The sequence below is a fragment of the Pedobacter foliorum genome, from assembly GCF_013266735.1.
Classification (GTDB): domain Bacteria; phylum Bacteroidota; class Bacteroidia; order Sphingobacteriales; family Sphingobacteriaceae; genus Pedobacter; species Pedobacter foliorum.
The window spans coordinates 28,188-48,409 of the sequence record NZ_JABSNU010000014.1 but is presented as its reverse complement, the minus strand read 5'-3'; the positions used below and the strand labels follow the sequence as shown (position 1 = coordinate 48,409).

At 38.1% G+C, this 20,222-nt stretch carries 13 protein-coding genes; 4 read left to right on the top strand and 9 right to left on the bottom strand.

Going from position 1 to position 20,222, the window contains the following annotated elements; genetic code table 11:
- Positions 1-87 precede the first annotated feature (87 nt).
- Positions 88-1,563: an aminotransferase-like domain-containing protein gene (locus tag HQN83_RS21130; RefSeq protein ID WP_173093094.1), complete on the bottom strand. Its 1,476-nt coding sequence runs from the start codon at positions 1,561-1,563 to the stop codon at positions 88-90.
- Positions 1,564-1,765: 202 nt separating this feature from the next.
- Between HQN83_RS21130 and HQN83_RS21125 the strand changes: the two genes are divergently transcribed.
- Positions 1,766-2,227, top strand: coding sequence for a MauE/DoxX family redox-associated membrane protein (locus HQN83_RS21125; RefSeq protein ID WP_173093092.1), 462 nt, complete (start codon positions 1,766-1,768; stop codon positions 2,225-2,227).
- Entirely contained in the window at positions 2,224-2,433 is a 210-nt protein-coding gene (locus HQN83_RS21120; protein WP_173093090.1) for a hypothetical protein, read from the top strand. Before HQN83_RS21125 ends, HQN83_RS21120 begins: the two co-directional genes overlap by 4 nt.
- 18 nt (positions 2,434-2,451) lie before the next feature.
- Here HQN83_RS21120 and HQN83_RS21115 read toward each other — a convergent pair whose 3' ends face one another.
- From HQN83_RS21115 to HQN83_RS21095, 5 genes are all read right to left on the bottom strand, one after another.
- Positions 2,452-5,208 carry a glycoside hydrolase family 2 TIM barrel-domain containing protein gene (locus HQN83_RS21115; RefSeq protein WP_217277445.1) on the bottom strand — a complete coding sequence of 919 codons (2,757 nt, stop codon included), beginning with the start codon at positions 5,206-5,208 and terminating at the stop codon, positions 2,452-2,454.
- A gap of 105 nt (positions 5,209-5,313) precedes the next feature.
- Positions 5,314-7,569 (bottom strand): glycosyl hydrolase, encoded by a 2,256-nt coding sequence (locus HQN83_RS21110; RefSeq protein WP_173093086.1) that lies wholly within the window; start codon positions 7,567-7,569, stop codon positions 5,314-5,316.
- 243 nt (positions 7,570-7,812) lie between these two features.
- Complete coding sequence (locus HQN83_RS21105; RefSeq protein WP_048906715.1) at positions 7,813-8,037, bottom strand: CDGSH iron-sulfur domain-containing protein; 225 nt, start codon at positions 8,035-8,037, stop codon at positions 7,813-7,815.
- 78 nt (positions 8,038-8,115) lie between these two features.
- Positions 8,116-8,616: a DinB family protein gene (locus HQN83_RS21100; RefSeq protein ID WP_173093084.1), complete on the bottom strand. Its 501-nt coding sequence runs from the start codon at positions 8,614-8,616 to the stop codon at positions 8,116-8,118.
- Positions 8,617-8,705: 89 nt separating this feature from the next.
- Positions 8,706-9,566 (bottom strand): glycoside hydrolase family 16 protein, encoded by an 861-nt coding sequence (locus tag HQN83_RS21095; RefSeq protein WP_173093082.1) that lies wholly within the window; start codon positions 9,564-9,566, stop codon positions 8,706-8,708.
- A gap of 204 nt (positions 9,567-9,770) precedes the next feature.
- Here HQN83_RS21095 and HQN83_RS21090 point away from each other — a divergent pair, with 204 nt between their 5' ends.
- A complete protein-coding gene (locus tag HQN83_RS21090) occupies positions 9,771-10,526 on the top strand; it encodes a hypothetical protein (protein WP_173093080.1) in 756 nt (251 codons plus the stop codon).
- Positions 10,527-10,540: 14 nt separating this feature from the next.
- On the opposite strand, the gene HQN83_RS21085 is transcribed toward HQN83_RS21090, so the two are convergent.
- Positions 10,541-12,931: a TonB-dependent receptor gene (locus HQN83_RS21085; protein ID WP_173093078.1), complete on the bottom strand. Its 2,391-nt coding sequence runs from the start codon at positions 12,929-12,931 to the stop codon at positions 10,541-10,543.
- A gap of 164 nt (positions 12,932-13,095) precedes the next feature.
- Here HQN83_RS21085 and HQN83_RS21080 point away from each other — a divergent pair, with 164 nt between their 5' ends.
- Positions 13,096-13,554, top strand: coding sequence for a MaoC family dehydratase (locus HQN83_RS21080; RefSeq protein WP_173093076.1), 459 nt, complete (start codon positions 13,096-13,098; stop codon positions 13,552-13,554).
- Between the two features lie 30 nt (positions 13,555-13,584).
- Here the strand turns inward: HQN83_RS21080 and HQN83_RS21075 are convergent, their stop codons facing one another.
- Positions 13,585-14,613, bottom strand: coding sequence for a PorP/SprF family type IX secretion system membrane protein (locus HQN83_RS21075; RefSeq protein WP_173093074.1), 1,029 nt, complete (start codon positions 14,611-14,613; stop codon positions 13,585-13,587).
- A gap of 1 nt (position 14,614) precedes the next feature.
- Positions 14,615-20,032: a PKD domain-containing protein gene (locus HQN83_RS21070; RefSeq protein ID WP_173093072.1), complete on the bottom strand. Its 5,418-nt coding sequence runs from the start codon at positions 20,030-20,032 to the stop codon at positions 14,615-14,617.
- Positions 20,033-20,222 lie beyond the last annotated feature (190 nt).

Genomic DNA, 20,222 nt, shown 5'->3' with positions numbered 1-20,222 from the left:
TCAGAATGACGAGCGGACTAGCACAGGGGAAGGGAGCCAAACAGAATAGCTGAAGCAGAGCCAAACAGAATAGCGGAATAACGCCCCCTACTTCTTCGATTCCCTATCATGCTCTTTTAAAAGCTTTGAAAGCAGTTTCCCTCCGCTTTCCGCTTCTCTGATATCAAAAGCGCCAAAACCCAATAGCATATCATTTAGCTTAGCACTAGAAAATTTGTTTTTTGGGTGAAAAGGAATTGGAAGACCTAGCTCTTTCATCCTTGATAATATTGGGTTCAAATCGAAACGGTCATCGAAATGGAGCCAAAAAGTGAGTCCGTGTTCCGGTACTACATAACTGATATACTCCCCAAGATAGTTCTGCAATATCATATCCAGTGCATCCCTGTTTTTTCGCGCCAATAGCCTTACATTTCTTCTATAATCTTCCAGATCACCGTTTGAGATCATATCAGCAATTCCTTTCTCTTCAATAATATCCCGATTGTCAACAGTAGGAACAAAAAAAGAATCCATCATCTTGATAAGATAACTAGACGCCACAACTATCCGCAGCGACTGCATATTAGGACGCGCTTTACTTAATGCTCCCAGATAAATTACAAACCCATCGTGATCATAACAGGTAAGTGCTTTATAAGGAACACTTCCGAGCCAGAACTCATGATCGTCATCTTCCTCAACAATACATACATTGTATTTTTTTGCCAGTGCAATTAGCCGATTACACTCTTCCGTATTTAAAGTAAAACTTTCAGGAAAGCTGCACTGGGGGCGGATATAAACAGCTTTTACTTCCCTTTCTATAAAGATCTCTTCAAGCCTTATCAAAAACCCCGGATCGCTAGATTTTAAATCTAATGCAGTTGCTCCAATATCCTGTAAAACTAAATCAATCAGAGGATCATAAATTGCAGTATTAATCACTAATTCTCCAGGGCAAACGATTACATTGAAAACTCTTTTCAGACTTTCTTCCCTTCCGTTAAAGATCCTTACTAAATCAGCATTGACTCCAAAACCTCTATGTTTATTCAAGTCATCGATAACCACGTCTTTTAAATATTTACCGGCATAGGCCTTCAGAAATTCGGATTGCGAAATCTTTGCCGTTCCAATGCGGTGTTTGTTGCAATACCTAAAGAATTTGTCTTCCGGAAAAAGAGATGGATTAGGAAAATCCGTTCCTACAAATGTAAATGATGGCAAAGACTTTTGCTTTTGATCGGGTTCTTTAAGAGTGAAATTTAGTCCCCCTGAGAATTCATCACTCAAGGTGCGATCCATATAAGATTTAGGTTCTGCTGATCGATCTGAAACAAAGGTTCCTGAACCACCTATTGTATGGATCCAGCGAGAGCCAACCAACCTGGAATAAGCTCTTCTTACTGTATTTAAACTTACATCATTGATTTCTGCCAGTGTTCGGTATGCTGGAAGTATATCTCCGGATCGCAGATTTTTAGATTGAATATTGGCGATGATAAAATCTTCAATTTGCCGACTACAGCGTTTTTTATCTAATTGAGGAATTTGCCAATTAAAGGGGTAAGAACTTTTCATTGAGATAAGGTTAATTTATAATTAAAATTCAGTTGATCAAATATATACCTGAATGTTGAAATTAAGTTAGTGATAAAAGTGAGTCCAATAAAAAAGGCCGAATTGAGTCCAAGCTATTCCGCATCGATTAGAGAACTTCGTTTAAACACGAAACACACAATTTTATTTAAGACAACAATTTAATGATTAACTGTAATAAAATATGCTGTTTAAGAAGAACGAGTTTATAACACAAGTGAGTGCATTACTTTTAATCGTGTTATCTAGTTATACGGCAATGAATAAACTCATTTATCAGGATCGGTTTGCTTTTCAATTGCAACTAATTCCCTGGAGTGTAATTACAAAAAACGCATCCCTTATTGGTATCTCAATTCCATTAATTCAATTAACAATTGCCCTTATGTTATGCTTTGGCCGTTACAGGCTATTTGGTTTATTAGGCGCATTAATTTTATTGAGTGTCTTTGAAATTTACCTCATCACCTTAATTTGGAACTATGAAAATCTCCCTTGCAGTTGTGGAGGTATATCTGCTCACTTGAATTGGACTAGCCATATTATTATAAATGCAATACTAATAACCACTTCTGCTTATGTGATCTGGAGAAATTACGGACTTAAATTATTGAACTCGGTTTACTATAAACGAAAAACATCATGAGAAGAAAAATAAACCCTCTGATAATTGCAATGATTATTGCAAATCTGTCTCCCCTCGCTTTTAAGATTTTTGACTCCCCCAATAAAACCACCGACCAATACATCTGGGTCCACTATGATAGAAATGGAGTTAAAGTTCTAAATGCCGGAATGATCAATAGCTTGGCAAAAGTTAAGAAAGATGTATTCTGCATTGAAAAAGAATAAACAATATAGCTTTTGGAGTTAGTGAATGAAATCAAACCACAATGTTCCTTTAATTAATTCTCCATTAGTCTTATTTTTCTTGCTTTGAGGCCCCATCACCTCCGCAGCTTGGAATTTAGTGCCTATAGGACTAATTGTATTTAAGAATCCTATGCTCCCTTCAGGGAAAGCAGGCTCAACATTATTATTTTTAAGTGCATCTTTCTCCCTTCCCGGATGTAGCATTTGCAAATACATATTTTTATCGGTGGTGTAAACAGTAAATGGCGATTCTTTGTTCTCTATCACCACCCAATTCACCTCGGCATGGTAGCCTTTAAACTCCGGATAGCCAAATGTCTCGCCTGTAATTGCATTGTTATAGGCTTTATGCCAAACGCCAAATTGCTGTCCCTTTAGTCTATTTTTCCAGACTTTATATGGCCCTCTGCCAAGCCATTTCATTCCGGTAATCTTTTCTTCAGGATAATTAAAGGTAATACCTGTAAAGTCAACATCGCCTTGTTGACTATGCTGATATTCGAGTTTAACCGGTTGCCCTGGTGTAAATATCCATTTCACATGCAATGCCCCTTGACCTTGATAGTCGGCCTCAACTATGTATCCGCCTTTTGAAGCTTTATGTGTAAACGCCTTAAGTTCGGTATTTACTCCTGCCAAGACAGGTCCATCAGATAAAGAAATAGTCCCTTTAGGCTTAACTACTTTTTGGATGTATCCCGTAGACTTGTCAAAATAATAGCTGATACCATCGCTCTTTACAATAAGAGATTGATCGGTTTCTTCAGCTTTAATGGCCGATTTACCTTTTAAAGAAACCATTTTACCGGCAATAGCAGAAGGCTCACTTATAGACCAACTCCAGGTAAATATTTCATTCTTATCAGGGCCATAAGCGGTAAGATAAAGCGCATCATTCTTTGACCATGTTGCAGGTAGAGCTAAGTTTAGCGTACCTTTTTCGCCTGGTTTAACATTAAGCACGGCTGGTACCCCTGTAGCTTTTACAATAGCAGCTGTAGCTTTATCGTTTGCCAATGGGAATTTAACTAGTTTCCACTTGAATGTACATTGATTTAGGTTGGTAAAGGCATACCTGTTCTCGACAGGTATTTTGCCATTGAAGCTTTCGTCAATAGGTTTGGGATCTATATATACTGGCGACCAAATCTCTTTAATGGTATAAAAACTGGCTTCCTTTTCCCTATGCGGGCCAACAATACCATCAGCTCCATGATTACCATCAGAATCATACACCCCATTTTTATCGGTACGAATAACAGCTTCATCTAAAAATGCCCAGATAAAGCCACCTGCATTGTGGGGATGTTTCATCATCATGCTCCAAAAGTCATCAAGTGCAGCCCCTGCCCCGCCGTCATAAAGCCCATGCATAAACTCTGTAGGAAAGAAAACATCTTCCTCTGTAGCTACTGATTTAACTATATAATCGTAATCAGGATAGTGCTTGGTATTGGTGCCATTGAACTTTTCCCAGGGATGAATAACAGTACGTTTTTGAGGATCGTATAAAGCATAATCATTGTCTAAACCTCTGTTCCAGCCACCCTCGTTGCCATTGTCCCACATTACAACAGAAGGATGATTTACGTCGCGTATTACTAGTTCCTTAACCAGTTTACGACCAACAACCGTATCATACTTTGCCTGCCAACCGGTTAATTCATCCAAAACATATAAGCCTAAGGAATCACATACATGCAGGAAATCTGCATCAGGTGGATAATGCGACATACGTACCGCATTCATGTTCATCTGTTTCATCAGCTTAACATCCAATAGGTGAATATCATGACTCAGCGTACGTCCTGTTTCCGGCCAAAAGCTATGGCGGTTACTCCCCTTCATCACTATCTTAGCTCCATTTACATAAAACCCATCATTTCTTCTTAACTCAACGGTACGGAAGCCAAACTTCTGTTTAACCTGATGAATGATGTTTTCTTTATTTTTTATACTAACTACTACCTGATACAGGTTTGGAAATTCAGCACTCCACAACAAAGGGTTATCAAGGTTAGTTTTTAGCTCTAAATGTTCTGCCGCTGTATTTGCTTTAATAGTAAAAGGTTTACCTACATTTTCTCCATTTATCTTTTGTACCTGACCTTCGATAACTTCATCGCCTTTTAAGTTCTGAGTATAAACTTCTGCCAGAAAAGAACCGTCTGCTTTAGCATCTATAGCCATCCTATCGATAAAGGTTTCAGGAACTATCTCCAGATAAACCGGCCTGAAAATACCGCCAAATATCCAGAAGTCGCTCTTACGTTCTGCATTATTAACCGAGGCATTTTCTGAGGTTTTGCTAACCGTGACCTCTAGCAGGTTTTTTCCATTGGGTTTAATTAAAGTAGTAATATCATATTTAAAGCGATAAAAACCACCTTGATGTATTGGCCCGGCTTGTTGACCATTAACCATCACTTTGGTATCGGTCATAGCCCCCTCAAAAACAATAAATACCTTTTTGGCCTTTACATTATCTAATAAGAACTCATGTTTATAAAGCCCTTGTTCATTGGCTTTTACTTTATCGTGGCCATAATTGTAGCTTCCAAAACCTTGTAGTTCCCAGTTTGAGGGTACCGCTATTTTTGTCCAGGCGCCGCTTTTTCTTCCTTCTGTACAATAAAAGTCCCACTGAACGGTATGGTCTTTATCTGTTCCAGACAAATATTTAGTAATCGTTCCCTGCGAAAATGCACTAAAACAAATAAGCGAGAACAATAATTGAAGGAATACTCTTTTCATAAACACCATATTAACAGAGGGATAATTCTTAAAGGAAAATTAATTCTTATAAATATTGGCAGAATAATCTGAGGATGGAAATTTGATTTTAATATATCATTAATGTTACTTCTTTTCCAATATAAAAACGCTCTTTACCGCTGGTAGTGATAAGGATAACTCAGTATAATCTAACCCCTTATATTTGATATGAGCAACTCCTGTCGCACTCATTTTTTTACCTGTATACGGATCCCATATCTCTGGTATAATCTTACCTCTTAATGCCACTTTGGTATTTATAACATCGTCAGAAGAGTTTGCAAAATAATAGATATTCCTTTGATCTTTAACCTTGTGCAGATAAGACAGAGCTCCATTACCACTACTTGGCCCGAGGTTATTGTCCCACTTAACATCGGGAGCAATACCCATTTCCGCTAAAGCATCTGAAATATTTCTATCATTTACTTCAGGAATAAACAAGGCCATTCCACCCTTTGCATTGGTCTGAATTTTTGAGTCAGCTGGTTTTTCATAATCAGAACCGAATACTGCTTTTAGCGTTTTCACGACTAACCAGTCCATACCAAACTCCGCAGATTTGCTTGGCAGAGTACCCGTTGCAAGTACCTTTCCTCCCTGATCGTAGAATTCCTTTATTTTCTTTAGCGCATGATAAGAAACTACTTTGCCTGAGGGCAATATGATTACACTATATTTTTGTTGATTAGTCTTATTGTTCAACTCGATTTTATCGCCTTTAATTTGATATTGATTACCTGCAAATAGTTCAGGGTGAATAAAGGTAAAGTCGCGATGAACCTGATTAGTCAGTATATCGCTTAAACTAAGATAGTCTGTTTTAGGTGGTGCAAATTTCCCCCAGCCCGGATTGTCCTTTGCCTGAAAATGATAAAATCCCTCTAAAGCGGCTATAGGATAGATAATCCCAATCTCTGAAACATCCCGTCCTCCACGCAATAAAGTGCCCGTTCTTGCAGCAAAATCATTATAATCGTTAAGTCCCGGAGCTATTTTAGTGCTATAAGGTGAAATTAGCGGTGGAATTCTCACAGACTGAGACTTTACATCATACCACATTCCATGAGGAATGAGGGTATTGACGCCCCTCACAAAGATTTCCATCGCAGTGCGATACATCATTTTCAGATCAAACTTATCTTCCATAAAGGCACCGTAAATCTCGGCGGCTACCTCTGGTCTGTCGTAGGCCACTGCCGCTGAGCTAACCAATTTATAACCTGCCCTTCCGTGCCCCTGATAAAAGATGGCATCCATGGTAGGAATGTGATTGTACCTATAGAATTTAAAGATGTCTAAATTCATATCAACAGGCTGAATCTCGTAGTTGCCGGGAGGATGTCCTGAGGTTTTTAAGCCATGCTTATCTGCCCATTCGCCTATAATTTTAGGAAAGCCTTCAGCCAGTAATTCAGCACGTGTATTGAATAAAGCTACACGTGCGGCTTCTGTTTGTGGTCCAATATCCTCCCATAAAGCCGGATAAAACACTGAAGGGTCTTGACCATATATTTCTTGAAATTTCTTATTGAAGCCCAAGGTCCAGGCACGCTCCATGGTTACGTAACCAACATCATCATAGAAAGTTTGCTGAATTACATTGCCAAAATAATTACTGAATCTACCGGCATACTGATCGTAAGTTAAGCTCACAAATTTATGAACAGCGTCAGGATCCATGTAGTCAACAATCTTATCTACATTTAATTTACAGGTAAAAAACATGATCTTCCAACTACCTTCAGGCACTTTCCAAATCAGTTTACCTTCTTTTACCATTGCAGAGAGGTTTATTCTTTCTTTGCTGCTTACATTCATGGCAACTGTAGCCATTGCAACTCCCTTTGGCAGTGGAAGTACTATTTGCCTGGAGCCTGTTACTGTGGTATCTGTTTTTTCAAGTATTTTACGCGTTGCTTCAGGGTATTTTTGTTGCAATGCCCCGCCTGCCGAACCGCTTGGGAAATCTACATCATCATAAAGAATAACTTTAATGCCATTAGATTTTGCTGCCTTTAATATATCCTGATAGCGACTAAAATACTCTTCAGTCAGGTAGGTAGGGCTCATACCCGGAGAAGGTAGTCCTGTAGGATGTTGTGCTCCTGCAGTTACCGGCAAAACAGCTACACCACCAAATCCGCTTTTCGCTGCATCTGCAACCTGGCGGTTAATTTCTTGTGTAGTAAGCTGACCGTTTAAATGCCAGAATGGAATAGGTTTATGAAGAGTGGATGGATTTTTGAATTCATTCCATAAGTTGTTTCTCTGGGCAAGGGACGTTAACCCTACGGCGCAACTGCACAGTAATGTTAATACAAATTTGACTTTATACATTTAAGGGGTAATATTCGGTTTCGTATTTGTAAAACAAATATATCGATTCCATATCGCCCACTGTCACGTGCTATCCTGTACGTTTTTTGTTGGGACAATTGTATAATTGCGCGTCCCTATTTAATCGATCGTCATCCTGAATTCGTCATGCCAGCGAAGGCCGGTATCAGGACCTCTCAAGAGAAAGAAACCCTTGCTAGTGCGAGGTCCTGAAATAAATTCAGGATGACGACACTAATTTGTTTAAACCTTTTTAGGCGGAAGATCAAAAGCAACGGCCTCATGTTCAAAATGGCCGTTATGTGATCCATCACAAAATGGTTTATTTTTTGAAAGCCCGCAGCGACAAATTGATAGTGTAGTTCTACCTTGTAATCCGTACACTTCACCATTTCTGTCGACGATCTCAAAATCGCCTTCTATCTTCACCGACCCGTTATTATTAATTGTAAGTTTCGTCTTTGACATGTATTCTTAATTTTGGTCAAAGCTAAAACAAAGTACATAGACACAGAAAGATCATTTCAATTTAGAAACGTTCTCTTCTTAATCCATAGCCGGTATACCCATTTCTGCCCATTCTTCTTTAGAAGGCCCATACAAACCAGGAACAGGCAATCCAAGCATACGCATAATCACTGTCATTTGACCGCGGTGATGACTCTGATGAGCAACCAATATCCTTAATATTTTACCTTTCTCCCAAGAATCGCCATACATTGGCACCTTTTCCACTAATGATGAATCTGTCCATCTTAATTGAACCGCTCTGCTAAGCAATATGCTGTAGTTACTATAAGCCTCTACCAAAGCTTCCATGCTCTCTGGGGCTTGTTCGTGTTCTAAAGCATCCTGATCCAGCAAACCTGCCCGGGTTCCCATCTCTGTAATCGTTTGAGTTAGATGCCAGGCAAGTCTTTGTAAAGAGCGCACATTTTCATGAATTTTCTCTTTAGAGGTTTCTAATGTAATTAAGGAAAAAATCTTAGTTGTCGCTTCAGATTCGTACTTCCAATCGGCTAAAAAATCATTAATACTACGGTACATTTAACTTTATCTTGTTGTTCTAAATTACTATTCTCGTCAAGTTCTGCTGAGAAAACGAATATAGTAAAACTAAATACCTCTCATCCCTATTATTTCTGATACACGCGTACATAATCGACTTCAAAACGATTAGGGAATTTAGTATCCCTCAATTCACCACCGTTCATACCGCCCATTGCAAGATTTAGCAACATATAATGCGGTTGCATAAATGGATTGGTATTGCTGCTATCTTTATTATACAAGCTCGCCATATCTACTTTAATTAAAAGCTGATCATCTACGAATAGAGAAATGTATTGCGGTGTCCAATCCATGCGCCAAATATGAAACTTTGAGGCCCACTTGGCACCCCCAAATTCATCAATTGATTTAGTATTACTGTGCCATTCAGCATTGTACTTTTTCTGGGTGCCTACTGCTATATTTGCCAATATCTTGCCTTTATAGTATTCCATAATATCAATTTCACCGTTAGATGGCCATTCTCCAGATACTCCCAGCGTCCACCAAGCAGGCCAAAGTCCAGAGCTCACATCAATCTTTCCTCTCATTACAAATCGCCCATATTGCCAGCTAGACTTGCCAGCAGTATTGATACTTGATGAAGTGTATTGGATATTTTCGCGACTGCTTCTCCAGTCATTACTTCCCTTTATAAATCCGGGATTTGGCTTATTCTCTTTTCTTGCTTCAATGACCAACTTACCATTTTCGCGCCATGCATTATCTGCCTGATACCATTGTAGCTCTTCATTCCGAACAAACCCCTGTTCAAACCTCCAACTTGATGAATCTGGCTTACCATTGCCATCAAACTCATCCGCCCAAACCAATTTGTAGCCATCTTTCAAATAAATAGATTCAGCATTATTCTTCTGAGCGAATAAATTAGTGAAAGGCATAACAGCAATCAAAAGAAGGAAACCATTTAACTTAAATATTCTCATTTTCGAACACAATTTATAAAAATATACGCCTATTACACAAACAAATAAATACTAATAACACAAAATACAGACTTCCTTCAGAATTATCTATTATTTTAGAGGCTAAATTTCAAGGAAAAACCATTTAAAGGGACGTAGCGCACAATTTTTAAGACAATCATAACCAAATTAGTCTTTCCGTGCTCTTATTAACACAAATTTAAGATGCCTAAATCTTTTTACAACGATTACCCGTTCTCATTTCAATCCGGAAACCCTAACCAAGGCCTACAACCTCATCAATTAGTTATTGAGGTAATGGATATTATGCTAAAAAACCGGAAGTTTTCATATCCCATTTACTCAGATGGGTATTGTTACGGCGTTGTTCACTTTCAAGACCTGATCAGTTTCCTCCTTGAAAAACAACATGGTAAGGAATACCTCTTTCATAAACTAAATTATGAGATCAAGAATGCAATTGTCGTTTTAAAACGAGTTAAAAAGCCATACATCACAGGAATTAATTTAATACCCTTTATTCAAAAAATGTATGCACTCATGAACAACAACCTAAATCCACTTATTAACTATCAAATATTAGAGCTGCTTGCATCACCGAATACCCCTACAGCTATTTATACCGGCAGTGATATCAAAATTGAAATAGCCGATGACAGAATGATTGGCTTTTGGGGAAAAGACAGAACTGTCATCGGTAAATCAATGGAAAAAGCAATTCCAGAACTAAAAGGACAACCTTTTATCGGATTATTACAAACCGTGTGGAAAACTGGAATTACATATGAAGCTAAAGATACCATGGCTATCCTGAAAGTGAACGAAGAGATACAGGAATTCTACTTTGATTTCACTTACCGTGCTATCAAAGGCGATTCCGGAGAGATGAAATGTATACTCCATTCAGCAGAAGATGTTACTGAAAAAGTCCAAAGGTTAAAGTCAGTATATGTAAAGTAAATGTATTTTACTTATTAAATCCCCTGTTTAACCCTATTAGTTTCACTTTCATCCGTATTTCTGACAGCTTTATTTCCTTTACTATTTCCAAAACGATAAAGAATAGTGATCCTTGCTTTTCTATTGTCATTATATCGAGTACTAAACTGATTAACCCCGTTAACCGTACCCTTATATTTTTGCTGACTTGTTTTAAAAACATCTGATATGTTAACTGCAAGTGTTAATTTTCTATCCATAACCATTGCCCTAAAACTTAAATCGGCAGCATAATAAGCCTCACTGATCAAGCGATTATATACCTCAGGAAACTGATACCAAAAAGTAGCATTAGCCATTAAGGTCTTCTTGGTATTTAAAGTAAAAGTATTATTGGTAGAAACATATCCACTCAATTGCTTTAAGGTTCCTTCAGCAATTGCCCCATTTGATTTAGATCTGTTTAAATAAATATTAAACTGATTGTTGTTCTCCCACCAACTCACTTTATTGAATGTAATAGTTTCACTTAAGCCTACGGTAACAGTATTAGCATAATTTCGTATTACCTGAGATTGAATATTATTTTGAGCGTCAAAAAAATCAAGTAAGCTAAATCCATTAGAAACAAAATTGGAGTAAACAGAGGTACTCAGCCAATCTTTATAATTGTAATTCAACTCAAAGTTGTTACTAAAGGATGGCTTCAGATAAGGATTTCCTTCTTCGTAGACATTAACAGCACTATATAACCGAGCTGGATTAAGTAAACTGTAATCAGGGCGATTGATTCTTCTGCCGTATGTAAATGATAGATTATTGTTTTCATTCAAAATATGCTGCAGGTAAAAAGTAGGAAACAATTGGAAGTAATTATTTTTTGCTGACTCTGTTTGCACCGAAGAATTACCGATAGTTTGCGTAGTCTCTATTCTTAAACCCAATTTTACATTCCATTTACCGATCTCCTTATCTGCACTAGCATATAATGACTGAGTGTTTTCGGAATAATCAAATACATTATTATTAAGAACACTTACATTGGCTGTTTTCTCGTACATCAGGCTATTTTTACTTTTGATATTAGAAAGTTTAGCCCCAAGCTCCAGATCGGCAAATTTATAGGGTAATTTTAAATCAAGTTTATTTGTAAATATGTCAATATGCTCATTTTCAGATAACCCAACTGGCTTATAGCTATTCAACAATTCATGCTTGTCATTATAGCTACTACTTTGAAACCGGTTATCATCTTCCGTCCCATATCTAAAATAGTTAGAAGCAAATTCTATCTTTTTACCAGAGGTATCAATTTTATGGTCTAAATAAATTTCGACATTTCTAAGCGTGTACTCCAATTTATCGTTGCCAATATTAAGCAAAGTAGAGTCTAAACGACGACCAGGTTGAGTATAAAACCTCCCGTTTTCATCCAGATCAACCTTATAATTACGCACCCCCTGCACGTACTTAACCCCCACAGTTGTTTTTTCACTTAAATCGTAATCTACCCTTACATCCCCTCTCATTCCTTTCCATTTCATTAGGCTTGTCGACTGTCGTTCCCATAAACTCTTTGGTGTAGAAAACTCAGCGGTTGCATTTGATAACGATTCAGAATAAACTCCGGTCAGGTTGCTGCTAATATGAAGCTTGTCAAGGTTGTAATTAAAAACCCCTGTTAAACCAAGCAGGTATCTACTTGATATAACAGCACCGGTATTGATTAAACCATTAAAACCTTGTGTCAGATTTTTCTTTAACACAATGTTAATTAGGCCGGAGTTCCCATCTGCTTCATAACGGGCGGAAGGATTAGTGATGATTTCAATTCTTTTAATATTGGTAGATGGAATTGACTTCACATAGTTGATCAAATCAATACCTGAAAGCTGCACAAGCCTATCATTTACCATAATTTTGACACTATTTTTTCCGACAATGTTAATGCCATCATCATTTACACGAACACCAGGTGCTTTATTTAATGCATCCACCCCATCTCCTCCGATAGCCGACAGACTATTTTCTACATTAAACAAAATTCGGTCTGTTTTACGCTCTATAAGCGGAGCCTTAGAATAGATACTCACTTGCTTTAGCTGTTTACCCTCATTAGTTAACCTAATAAGCAAAGCTGTATCTTGATTTAGAGCATCTGGTAAATCTATAGATGTAGATTCAAAACCAATGGCGCTAATGATTAGCTCACGTTGTAATGCTTGCTTTGCATTAATTAAAAAAAGACCTGTACTATCTGTAATAGTGGTCTGCATAATGGATTTGTCTGACTTTTGCTGAAGAACGATGCTGGCAGAAACTACCGGTCGGCTGTTTTCATCAATTACTTTTCCTTTTACTAAATGTTGTCCGGAAGAAGTTAATACTGCTAAAATTAAGAGGATAGTAAATAGATTTCTTTTCAATTGAGTAAGTTTTAGTTTTACTCATGATGATTATTCCTCAACTATTCCATAACAATATAGAAATTTAATGTAATAATAAGTTAGACAATAAAATTCTAAGCAAAATTGCTATATTGTTTTTTTAAGGATCATAAAAAACAATCCTCAATCGATAAATATAATATATGTTAATAATCAATAATTTCGAAGAGTATCAATCGCATTTAGGTAAAGAATTAGGTGTTTCTAATTGGCATACAATAGATCAACAACAGATTAATAAATTCGCTGATGCGACATTGGATCACCAATGGATTCATGTAGATGAAGAAAAAGCTAAAAGTGAAGGGCCTTTTAAAACGACCATTGCACATGGATATTTAACCTTATCACTAATTCCATATTTGTGGAAGCAAATTGCAGATGTTCGAAACATCAAAATGGAAATAAACTATGGCATAGAGAATTTCAAATTTGGTCAGGCAGTACTGGTAGACAGTGAGGTTCAACTAAAAGCCAAGCTTAATTCGATAGCAAATTTAAGAGGAGTTACCAAAGTTACTATTGAGGCTACTCTTGTTATTAAAGACCAGCCAAAACCTGCTTACACAGGGAACGTAGTTTTCCTATATCATTTCATTTAACAACAAGAAGCTAAAGCCCATACAGAAGGTCTAATAGAAATCGTAGCACCTTAACCCGTTAAAATGGTTATAACCGGAACTGTTTGGAAAATATTTTTCGTACCCAATACTTGCCTCAGTAGTACCGCTTGTATTGGTATAGTTGATTTTTGAAATCGTGGCGTCGTGGCTTATACCTAACCTTAGCTTTTCCCCATTCCGATTACCTTTAAAAAGATCAAAAATCAAAGAGAGAACAACTGCATCGGGCCCGTTTTGTGGCCCGGTTCTATACCACAGACCTGTATTTAAACCTTTGTATTTAAATTGAGCTCCCATACTTAAATTACTACTACTTGCCTGTCTATAGTATACTACTGAAGGAATTATAGAAGCGCCTTCGTCTTGATTATAATCAAAATACGGAGTTAAGGGGATCTTGAAACTGGCATTTACAGTAATTCTCATTGGAAGCTTGGCCTGTGTTCCGCTAAAGGACTCATCAGGTCTGTTGAGATGATGTATTGCAGTACCTAGCATAAAATTACGGTAAACAAGGTTTACTCCTGTGGCTGCGTCAAAGAAAAACTTATTGGAAATATCAGGTGGTTTGGCAGCAGAAATCGTCCCTGGAATGTACCCTAAGCGAGGATCAATCTGATCAGAAAAGACCAGCTTATTCCAATCTATGCTTCTATTGGTAAAACCGGCTTGTATACCAAAAGACAAAACAAAATCATCTCCACCAACACTATATGAATACGTAGCTGCCGCGTTGTTTTTAACTAAATACGCAGTACCCTCACTGGAGCGATTAAAAATCAAGCCTACTCCACCCGGAAATTTAGCAATATTTAAATCCGCAGAAGCTGAAATATAGGACAGATCACCAGTTAAGCCAGACCATTGATTTCTATAAATAAGGTTCATTCTAATATCCCCTTCGAACTGACCTGTTAGCGAAGGATTTAGATATATAGGCTGGTTAAAAAACTGCGAATAGATATGATCTTGTGCAGAAGCATATCCAATACCTATAAAGGTTAGCAAAATCAATAAAATCTTTAGTGTCTTTGCCATGTTATCTGATTAAATATACTGGTCCTGTTCGTTTTGGCACGCTATTATCGTATGTCATACCTTTCCATTGTGATCCGTTGATAAATTCGACATCAATTTTCCAATAATAGACGGATTGCGGTAATTCACTATTACGGTATCTTCCATCCCAACCTTCCAGAGGATGCCCATCTTCAAGCTTTGTTGTTTCCCATACGAGTTGTCCCCATTTGTTAAAAACCGACATCCTCCACGATTTAATACCTGAGCCCTTGGCTTTAAATTGCCGAAGTTCGTTACTCTCACTGCCGGGTATAAACGAGTTTGGTACAAATAGATATCCGGGTACTCCGGTAATTCTTACCTCCTTAATTGAAGTTGTGAAGCAACCACTCTGATTGATAACTTTTAAGGTTACTTTATACAATCCTGTATCCGGATAAGTATGTTTCGGATTTTTATCAATTGATGTTATGCCATCTCCAAAATCCCATAGCCATTGAGTAGGGTTATTAGTACTCTCATCTATAAAGTTAAATGTATAAGAAGGAATGCTGATTACCACACCAGGATCTACAGAGAACTGTGCAATTGGAGGTTGTGTAATTTTGATATAATCACTTTGCGTAAGCGTATTTGAGCAATTTAAACTGTTTGTTGCAGTTAGTGTAACAGCATAAGATGAAAGAGCCCCATCATACACATGTGTAGGTTCGAATTCAGTAGAAGTTGTTCCATCTCCAAAATCCCAGACATAAGATATTCCACCAGTGGTCAGGTTACTGAATTTCACCTCAAGACCTGGACAGCCTATGGTTTTATCTGCTGTAAAGCCAATTATCGGTTGTTCAAGTACAGTGATTGTCTCTGTTGTTGTAGTATCAGAACAGCCATTTGATGCGGTAAGCACAACTGTGTATGTTCCTGGATTTTTAAATGTGTATTGTACAACCTCTGGGGCCGATCTGGTTACCCTGCTCCCGCCGTCTCCAAAATCATATTTAAATAAATTAGCTCCTTTAGAATTGTTATAAAAATTAACAAGAAATGGTGCACAGCCAACTTTCTCAGTACTGTTTACCACAAGCTCAGGCAAAACGGTATTGGCAGAAACTTGAATGGTGTAGCTACTTTCCTGACTACCACATTCATTCTCGGCTCGCATTTTCACCGTATAATTTTTTATTGATCCAGTTACATAAACATGTTCTACTGGTAGTTTATCTGTTTTAGTAAGAAAAGTACCATCTCCAAAATCATAATAGTAAGTGTTTGTACCCCCAGGAGAAGTATTGCTAAAGGTTACTTTCATCGGGGAGCAACCAACCGTTTTATCTGGCGAGAAAACAGAAATTGGTTGGGCTTTAACAAAAACAGAGGAAGTAAACACACTAGTTCCGCAAGGGGAAGTTACAGTTAAGGTAGTTACATAAGTAGTGTCCTTTCCTAGTGGATGTGACTGATAAGTAATTGGAGTAGGCATCACTAAAGAAGAAGTTATGCCGTTCCCGAAGTCCCATTTAAAGTCTGCATCAACAAGAGAAGTGGAAGTATTTTCAAAACTAACTTGTAGTGGGCCACATCCTTCAGACTTATCCTGCTTAAACGAAGCTGTGATGCTTTGTCGGGTTGAAAATTTATGAGACATTTCATCAGCTTTACATCCCTGTTTACTGGTAACTACCAACTTAATAATAACCGACTCATTGTCGTTTGTAATTTTATAACCTGGAAAATCAGCGCCTCGCCCAATTTCAACTTCATTTGCGTACCAGATGTAAAGATCATTTCGGTCTACTTCAACAATCGCTTTTACAATTTGATTGTCAATATTAAATGGTGCGCATCCTTTATCAGATGTGAATGTAAAACTGGCAATAGCATCGGGCTTAACCGTAATGTTTACGCTATTACTAACGTTTGCCAAACTACCTGAACAAGGTCCGCTGCTTGCCAGTCTTCTATACATTGTAGATGCAGTTAAAGCACCTGGAGCATATGTAGGTTTTATTTCTCCTTGTATTTCTACCCAATTAACCCCATTGTCTGTGCTTTGCTCCCAGCTATAGGTATAATTTAAGTTATCACCACCGGTAGGTCTAGGTCCTGTTATTGGTGCGGGGATGGTGCCCGAACAAATGATTTGGTCTGTCCCAATTTTATTGCCTGCAATCGGTGGCAAAGCAATTAGATTTACCTCATTACTTACCGATTCACAAGCGCCCCCAGAAACAATACGCCTGAATGATGAACTAGCAGTAACGGTGAAAGTCAAATCCTTACTAGTTGCACCGGGAATAGTTGTCCAGGTACCACTTGGGTTTGTACTTACCTCCCATCTGTAAATGTATGGAGGCTTGCCTCCAAGGGGTACATCGCCAATAATTGTAACCTGTTTCCCGGAGCATACCGTTGTTCCTGATTGGTTGGTGATGGCATTTACGAGAGATTCCAGGTTATCAATTATCACATCATCAGTACTAGAACACAAACTTACCGCTGTAATTGTCCAGGTAAAAACATATTGCTGACCAGGAATAATCGCAGTTACAGCACTATTGTAAGCAGTAGCGTCTGCAATTACAGGCCCTGCGGGCGATACTGTCCATATACCTGTTTCGTTAGCCCCGGGTGCATTACCACTTAAAGTAAAGTCCCGTTGGTTACAAATTGATTGATCAGCACCTGCATTGGCCACCGTAATTGTAGGATGCACTTTAACGACAACGGTTTTTGGGGTACCCGGGCAGCCATTAGTTATAGGTGTAATCTTATAGGTAACACTTCCCTCGGTTGCCCCACTGTTGATTAATATATCGTTAATTGTAGTAACAGACAAGGGAACACTCTGATTGGTGTTGCCTGTAATCCCGATTGCAGTACTTGTCCAAACATACATGGTATTGCTATTTCCTAAATTTGAACTCAATGTGATGCCTGATGGATTTCCGGTACATACGGTTGCCTTTGCTACTGTGGCTGTTAAAATTGGATTAGGGGCAACTGTTACTGTTAAAACAAATGGCTCGCCATCGCATCCATCTTTTTGAGGGATAATGGTATAAACAACCACTGCATTGTTTGTTGCATTAGTATTGGTGATTACATCGGTAATGTTTCCGGTTCCTGTTGCTCTAAAACCAGTAGCCAAACCATCATTATTTATTGCCGTCCATTTAAATGCACTCCCGGCTACAGTAGATGTTGGAATAAAACCTACTGGATTTCCGGTACAAATAGCCTTAGTATTATCTGTATTGGTTAATTTATTTTCTGGAAGGATGACAATATCTAATTGCTTTAAAACGACAGCACAATCACCTGGCAATCCAGTATTAACCCTTAAAAATATGGCGGCTTTTCCGGCACTACGTTCTGTTGCAGTTGGCGTGTAGGTAGTAGTAAGACTAGCAGGATTTGAAAAACCAACATTATTGGTTCCATTATCCCATGTAAACGAATCAAAACTTCCTGAAATTGCCCCGGTTAAACCTACAGATGCTTTGTTACAAATGGGGTTTGAACTTGCAACAATAGTTAAAACTGGAGCAGCTGTAAATGTTAGCTTTTGCGTACTGCTAACTGTACCACAATTATTTTTATGAGTTACCTTAACTGTATAGGTACCAAAATTAGCAAAATTAATAGTTGGATATTGGCTGTTTGCCGTACTTGGAGCTACAAAAGTGTAGGCACCAGTTCCTATAACTTCCCATGTGTAGGTATCTGAGGGTCCCTCAGCTGTTCCAGTGATAACTGTTTTTGTATCCGTTGCATTAGGGCCAAATACAAAGTCCCCCTTCTGGCAAAGTTTTATATCTGGAGATAAGGTTACCTGCGGCTCTGCATTCACAACAACTTTCTGTGCTGGTGTAATTTCCTCGCAAGTTCCAGTTTTTACACTGAGCGTGATATTGTATATTCCTGATTTACTAAATTTAAACTGTGGAGTAACGCTAGAGTTACCGGTTCCTGCCAAGTAAGATACTCCATCTGCCGGCACCACATTCCAGTTATAAACCGGTGTCGACGGACACGACGTCTTATCTAAAACTGAAGTGTTGTCTGGGGTAAGTGTTCCTGATGTTAAACAAATCAGTCTACTGGGTAAAGTAAAATTAGGCTTTGGCCGTTCCTGCACACAAATTTCTAGCTCCAGATCATCGGCCTGGCAACTACCTTCACTTATTGAGGAAAGGCGTATTTTATATTTTTTGGCAACAGTAAACTTATGAACCAAACTATAAGTAATTGGTTTAGATGAAGCAACAAGAACACCATCCACATACCAATTGTACTTAACATCATTTGGTGCACAGCCCAAAGAATTGGTATTTATTGCTTCTCCGGGTAAAGACCGATTATCAAAAATGATATCGTCATTTATACAGGCTATTGGAGGAAAGGAAAACAAATTCTCTGGCCTGGAAACTACCCTGGCTGGGGTAGACAAGGGTGAGCCAATGGCACCACAAAATGGGCTTATCACACCCACATTAACACCAAAAGCATTATAGACAATTTGGGTTCCTGATCGGTACGACAAGCCACAGGAAGACTTTGTATAAGTATGACTTACCCGGTCATTGTTTTGCCTGATGTCACAATAGGTGTAATCGTTAAACGTCCCGTCTCCCCAATCAATCTTATAAGTGTTACCTGGAAAATTTACACCTATACCACGATCAGAAGCATCAACACGGTATTCGAATGCACCAACGGGAAAACATACCGTATTTCCACTTGTTGTAGTAAATGCAGTTACAGCAAGGTTGTTAATCAAAAAATATGCTTGAGTTCCTATTGTTCCGTCGGGCATTGTTGCTTTTACAAATAAGGTATAATGAGCAAGTGAAGCAGTAAATGATTTTGCTTCTCCAATAGAACTAAACACTATTGCTTGAAGTGCTGCTCCAGGATTCAATTCATTCTTGAAAGTTACAGTTACATTTCCTATACTCGATTCGTTGTCAAAGGCAAACGCTTTCGTTGGCGTGTTCTCATCGGTATTACAAGTTCCAAAGGTTACTGGATTTATGCTCGCTTTAGAACTAGAATTTAGCGCAGCGGTTACTTTTCCTCCTGCCTTTATTTCAAAAGGACCAGAATCTAAGGAGGTAAGCACAGGTGAAGTTGATTTTACCCTAAGTTTATATCCTGTTCCAATGGGTGTTGTGGTAGGAATAACCCCATTTACAAATGTAGAGTAGAACCCATTATAAGATCCGATACGTTGTTCAACCCCAGTGGACGATACAAGATAGAGGTCAAACGAATTACCCGGACGAAAGCAATCTGGCCCCAAACTAAAAGTTGCGGCTATAGTTGATCCGGGCGTATAGGGCCCCGACGCAACCTGCTCTATAGCAATTTGAGAAAATGCTACAGAAATATGATAGAAGAATAAAATGAGCGTTAATATCAATAAACGTCTAACCATATTATAAATATTATGATAAAAGTAAAGAATTTTTTACTTATTGTTCATTTCATTCATTAATAATTATTCTAAATATTTAAATAGATTAATGTTCCATATAAAAGCTGATCGTTTGGCCAAACTATCACAACTGAAGCCCTTCATGTTAACTAGAGGTTTAGTAATTGTTAAGCACAATCATTGCCTCTTA

Excerpts from the sequence above, each read along its gene's own strand:
- HQN83_RS21130 (WP_173093094.1), bottom strand. The coding sequence starts at position 1,563 with ATGAAAAGTTCTTACCCCTTTAATTGGCAAATTCCTCAATTAGATAAA.
- HQN83_RS21125 (WP_173093092.1), top strand. The coding sequence starts at position 1,766 with ATGCTGTTTAAGAAGAACGAGTTTATAACACAAGTGAGTGCATTACTT.
- HQN83_RS21120 (WP_173093090.1), top strand. The coding sequence starts at position 2,224 with ATGAGAAGAAAAATAAACCCTCTGATAATTGCAATGATTATTGCAAAT.
- HQN83_RS21115 (WP_217277445.1), bottom strand. The coding sequence starts at position 5,208 with ATGAAAAGAGTATTCCTTCAATTATTGTTCTCGCTTATTTGTTTTAGT.
- HQN83_RS21110 (WP_173093086.1), bottom strand. The coding sequence starts at position 7,569 with ATGTATAAAGTCAAATTTGTATTAACATTACTGTGCAGTTGCGCCGTA.
- HQN83_RS21105 (WP_048906715.1), bottom strand. The coding sequence starts at position 8,037 with ATGTCAAAGACGAAACTTACAATTAATAATAACGGGTCGGTGAAGATA.
- HQN83_RS21100 (WP_173093084.1), bottom strand. The coding sequence starts at position 8,616 with ATGTACCGTAGTATTAATGATTTTTTAGCCGATTGGAAGTACGAATCT.
- HQN83_RS21095 (WP_173093082.1), bottom strand. The coding sequence starts at position 9,566 with ATGAGAATATTTAAGTTAAATGGTTTCCTTCTTTTGATTGCTGTTATG.
- HQN83_RS21090 (WP_173093080.1), top strand. The coding sequence starts at position 9,771 with ATGCCTAAATCTTTTTACAACGATTACCCGTTCTCATTTCAATCCGGA.
- HQN83_RS21080 (WP_173093076.1), top strand. The coding sequence starts at position 13,096 with ATGTTAATAATCAATAATTTCGAAGAGTATCAATCGCATTTAGGTAAA.
- HQN83_RS21075 (WP_173093074.1), bottom strand. The coding sequence starts at position 14,613 with ATGGCAAAGACACTAAAGATTTTATTGATTTTGCTAACCTTTATAGGT.
- HQN83_RS21070 (WP_173093072.1), bottom strand. The coding sequence starts at position 20,032 with ATGGTTAGACGTTTATTGATATTAACGCTCATTTTATTCTTCTATCAT.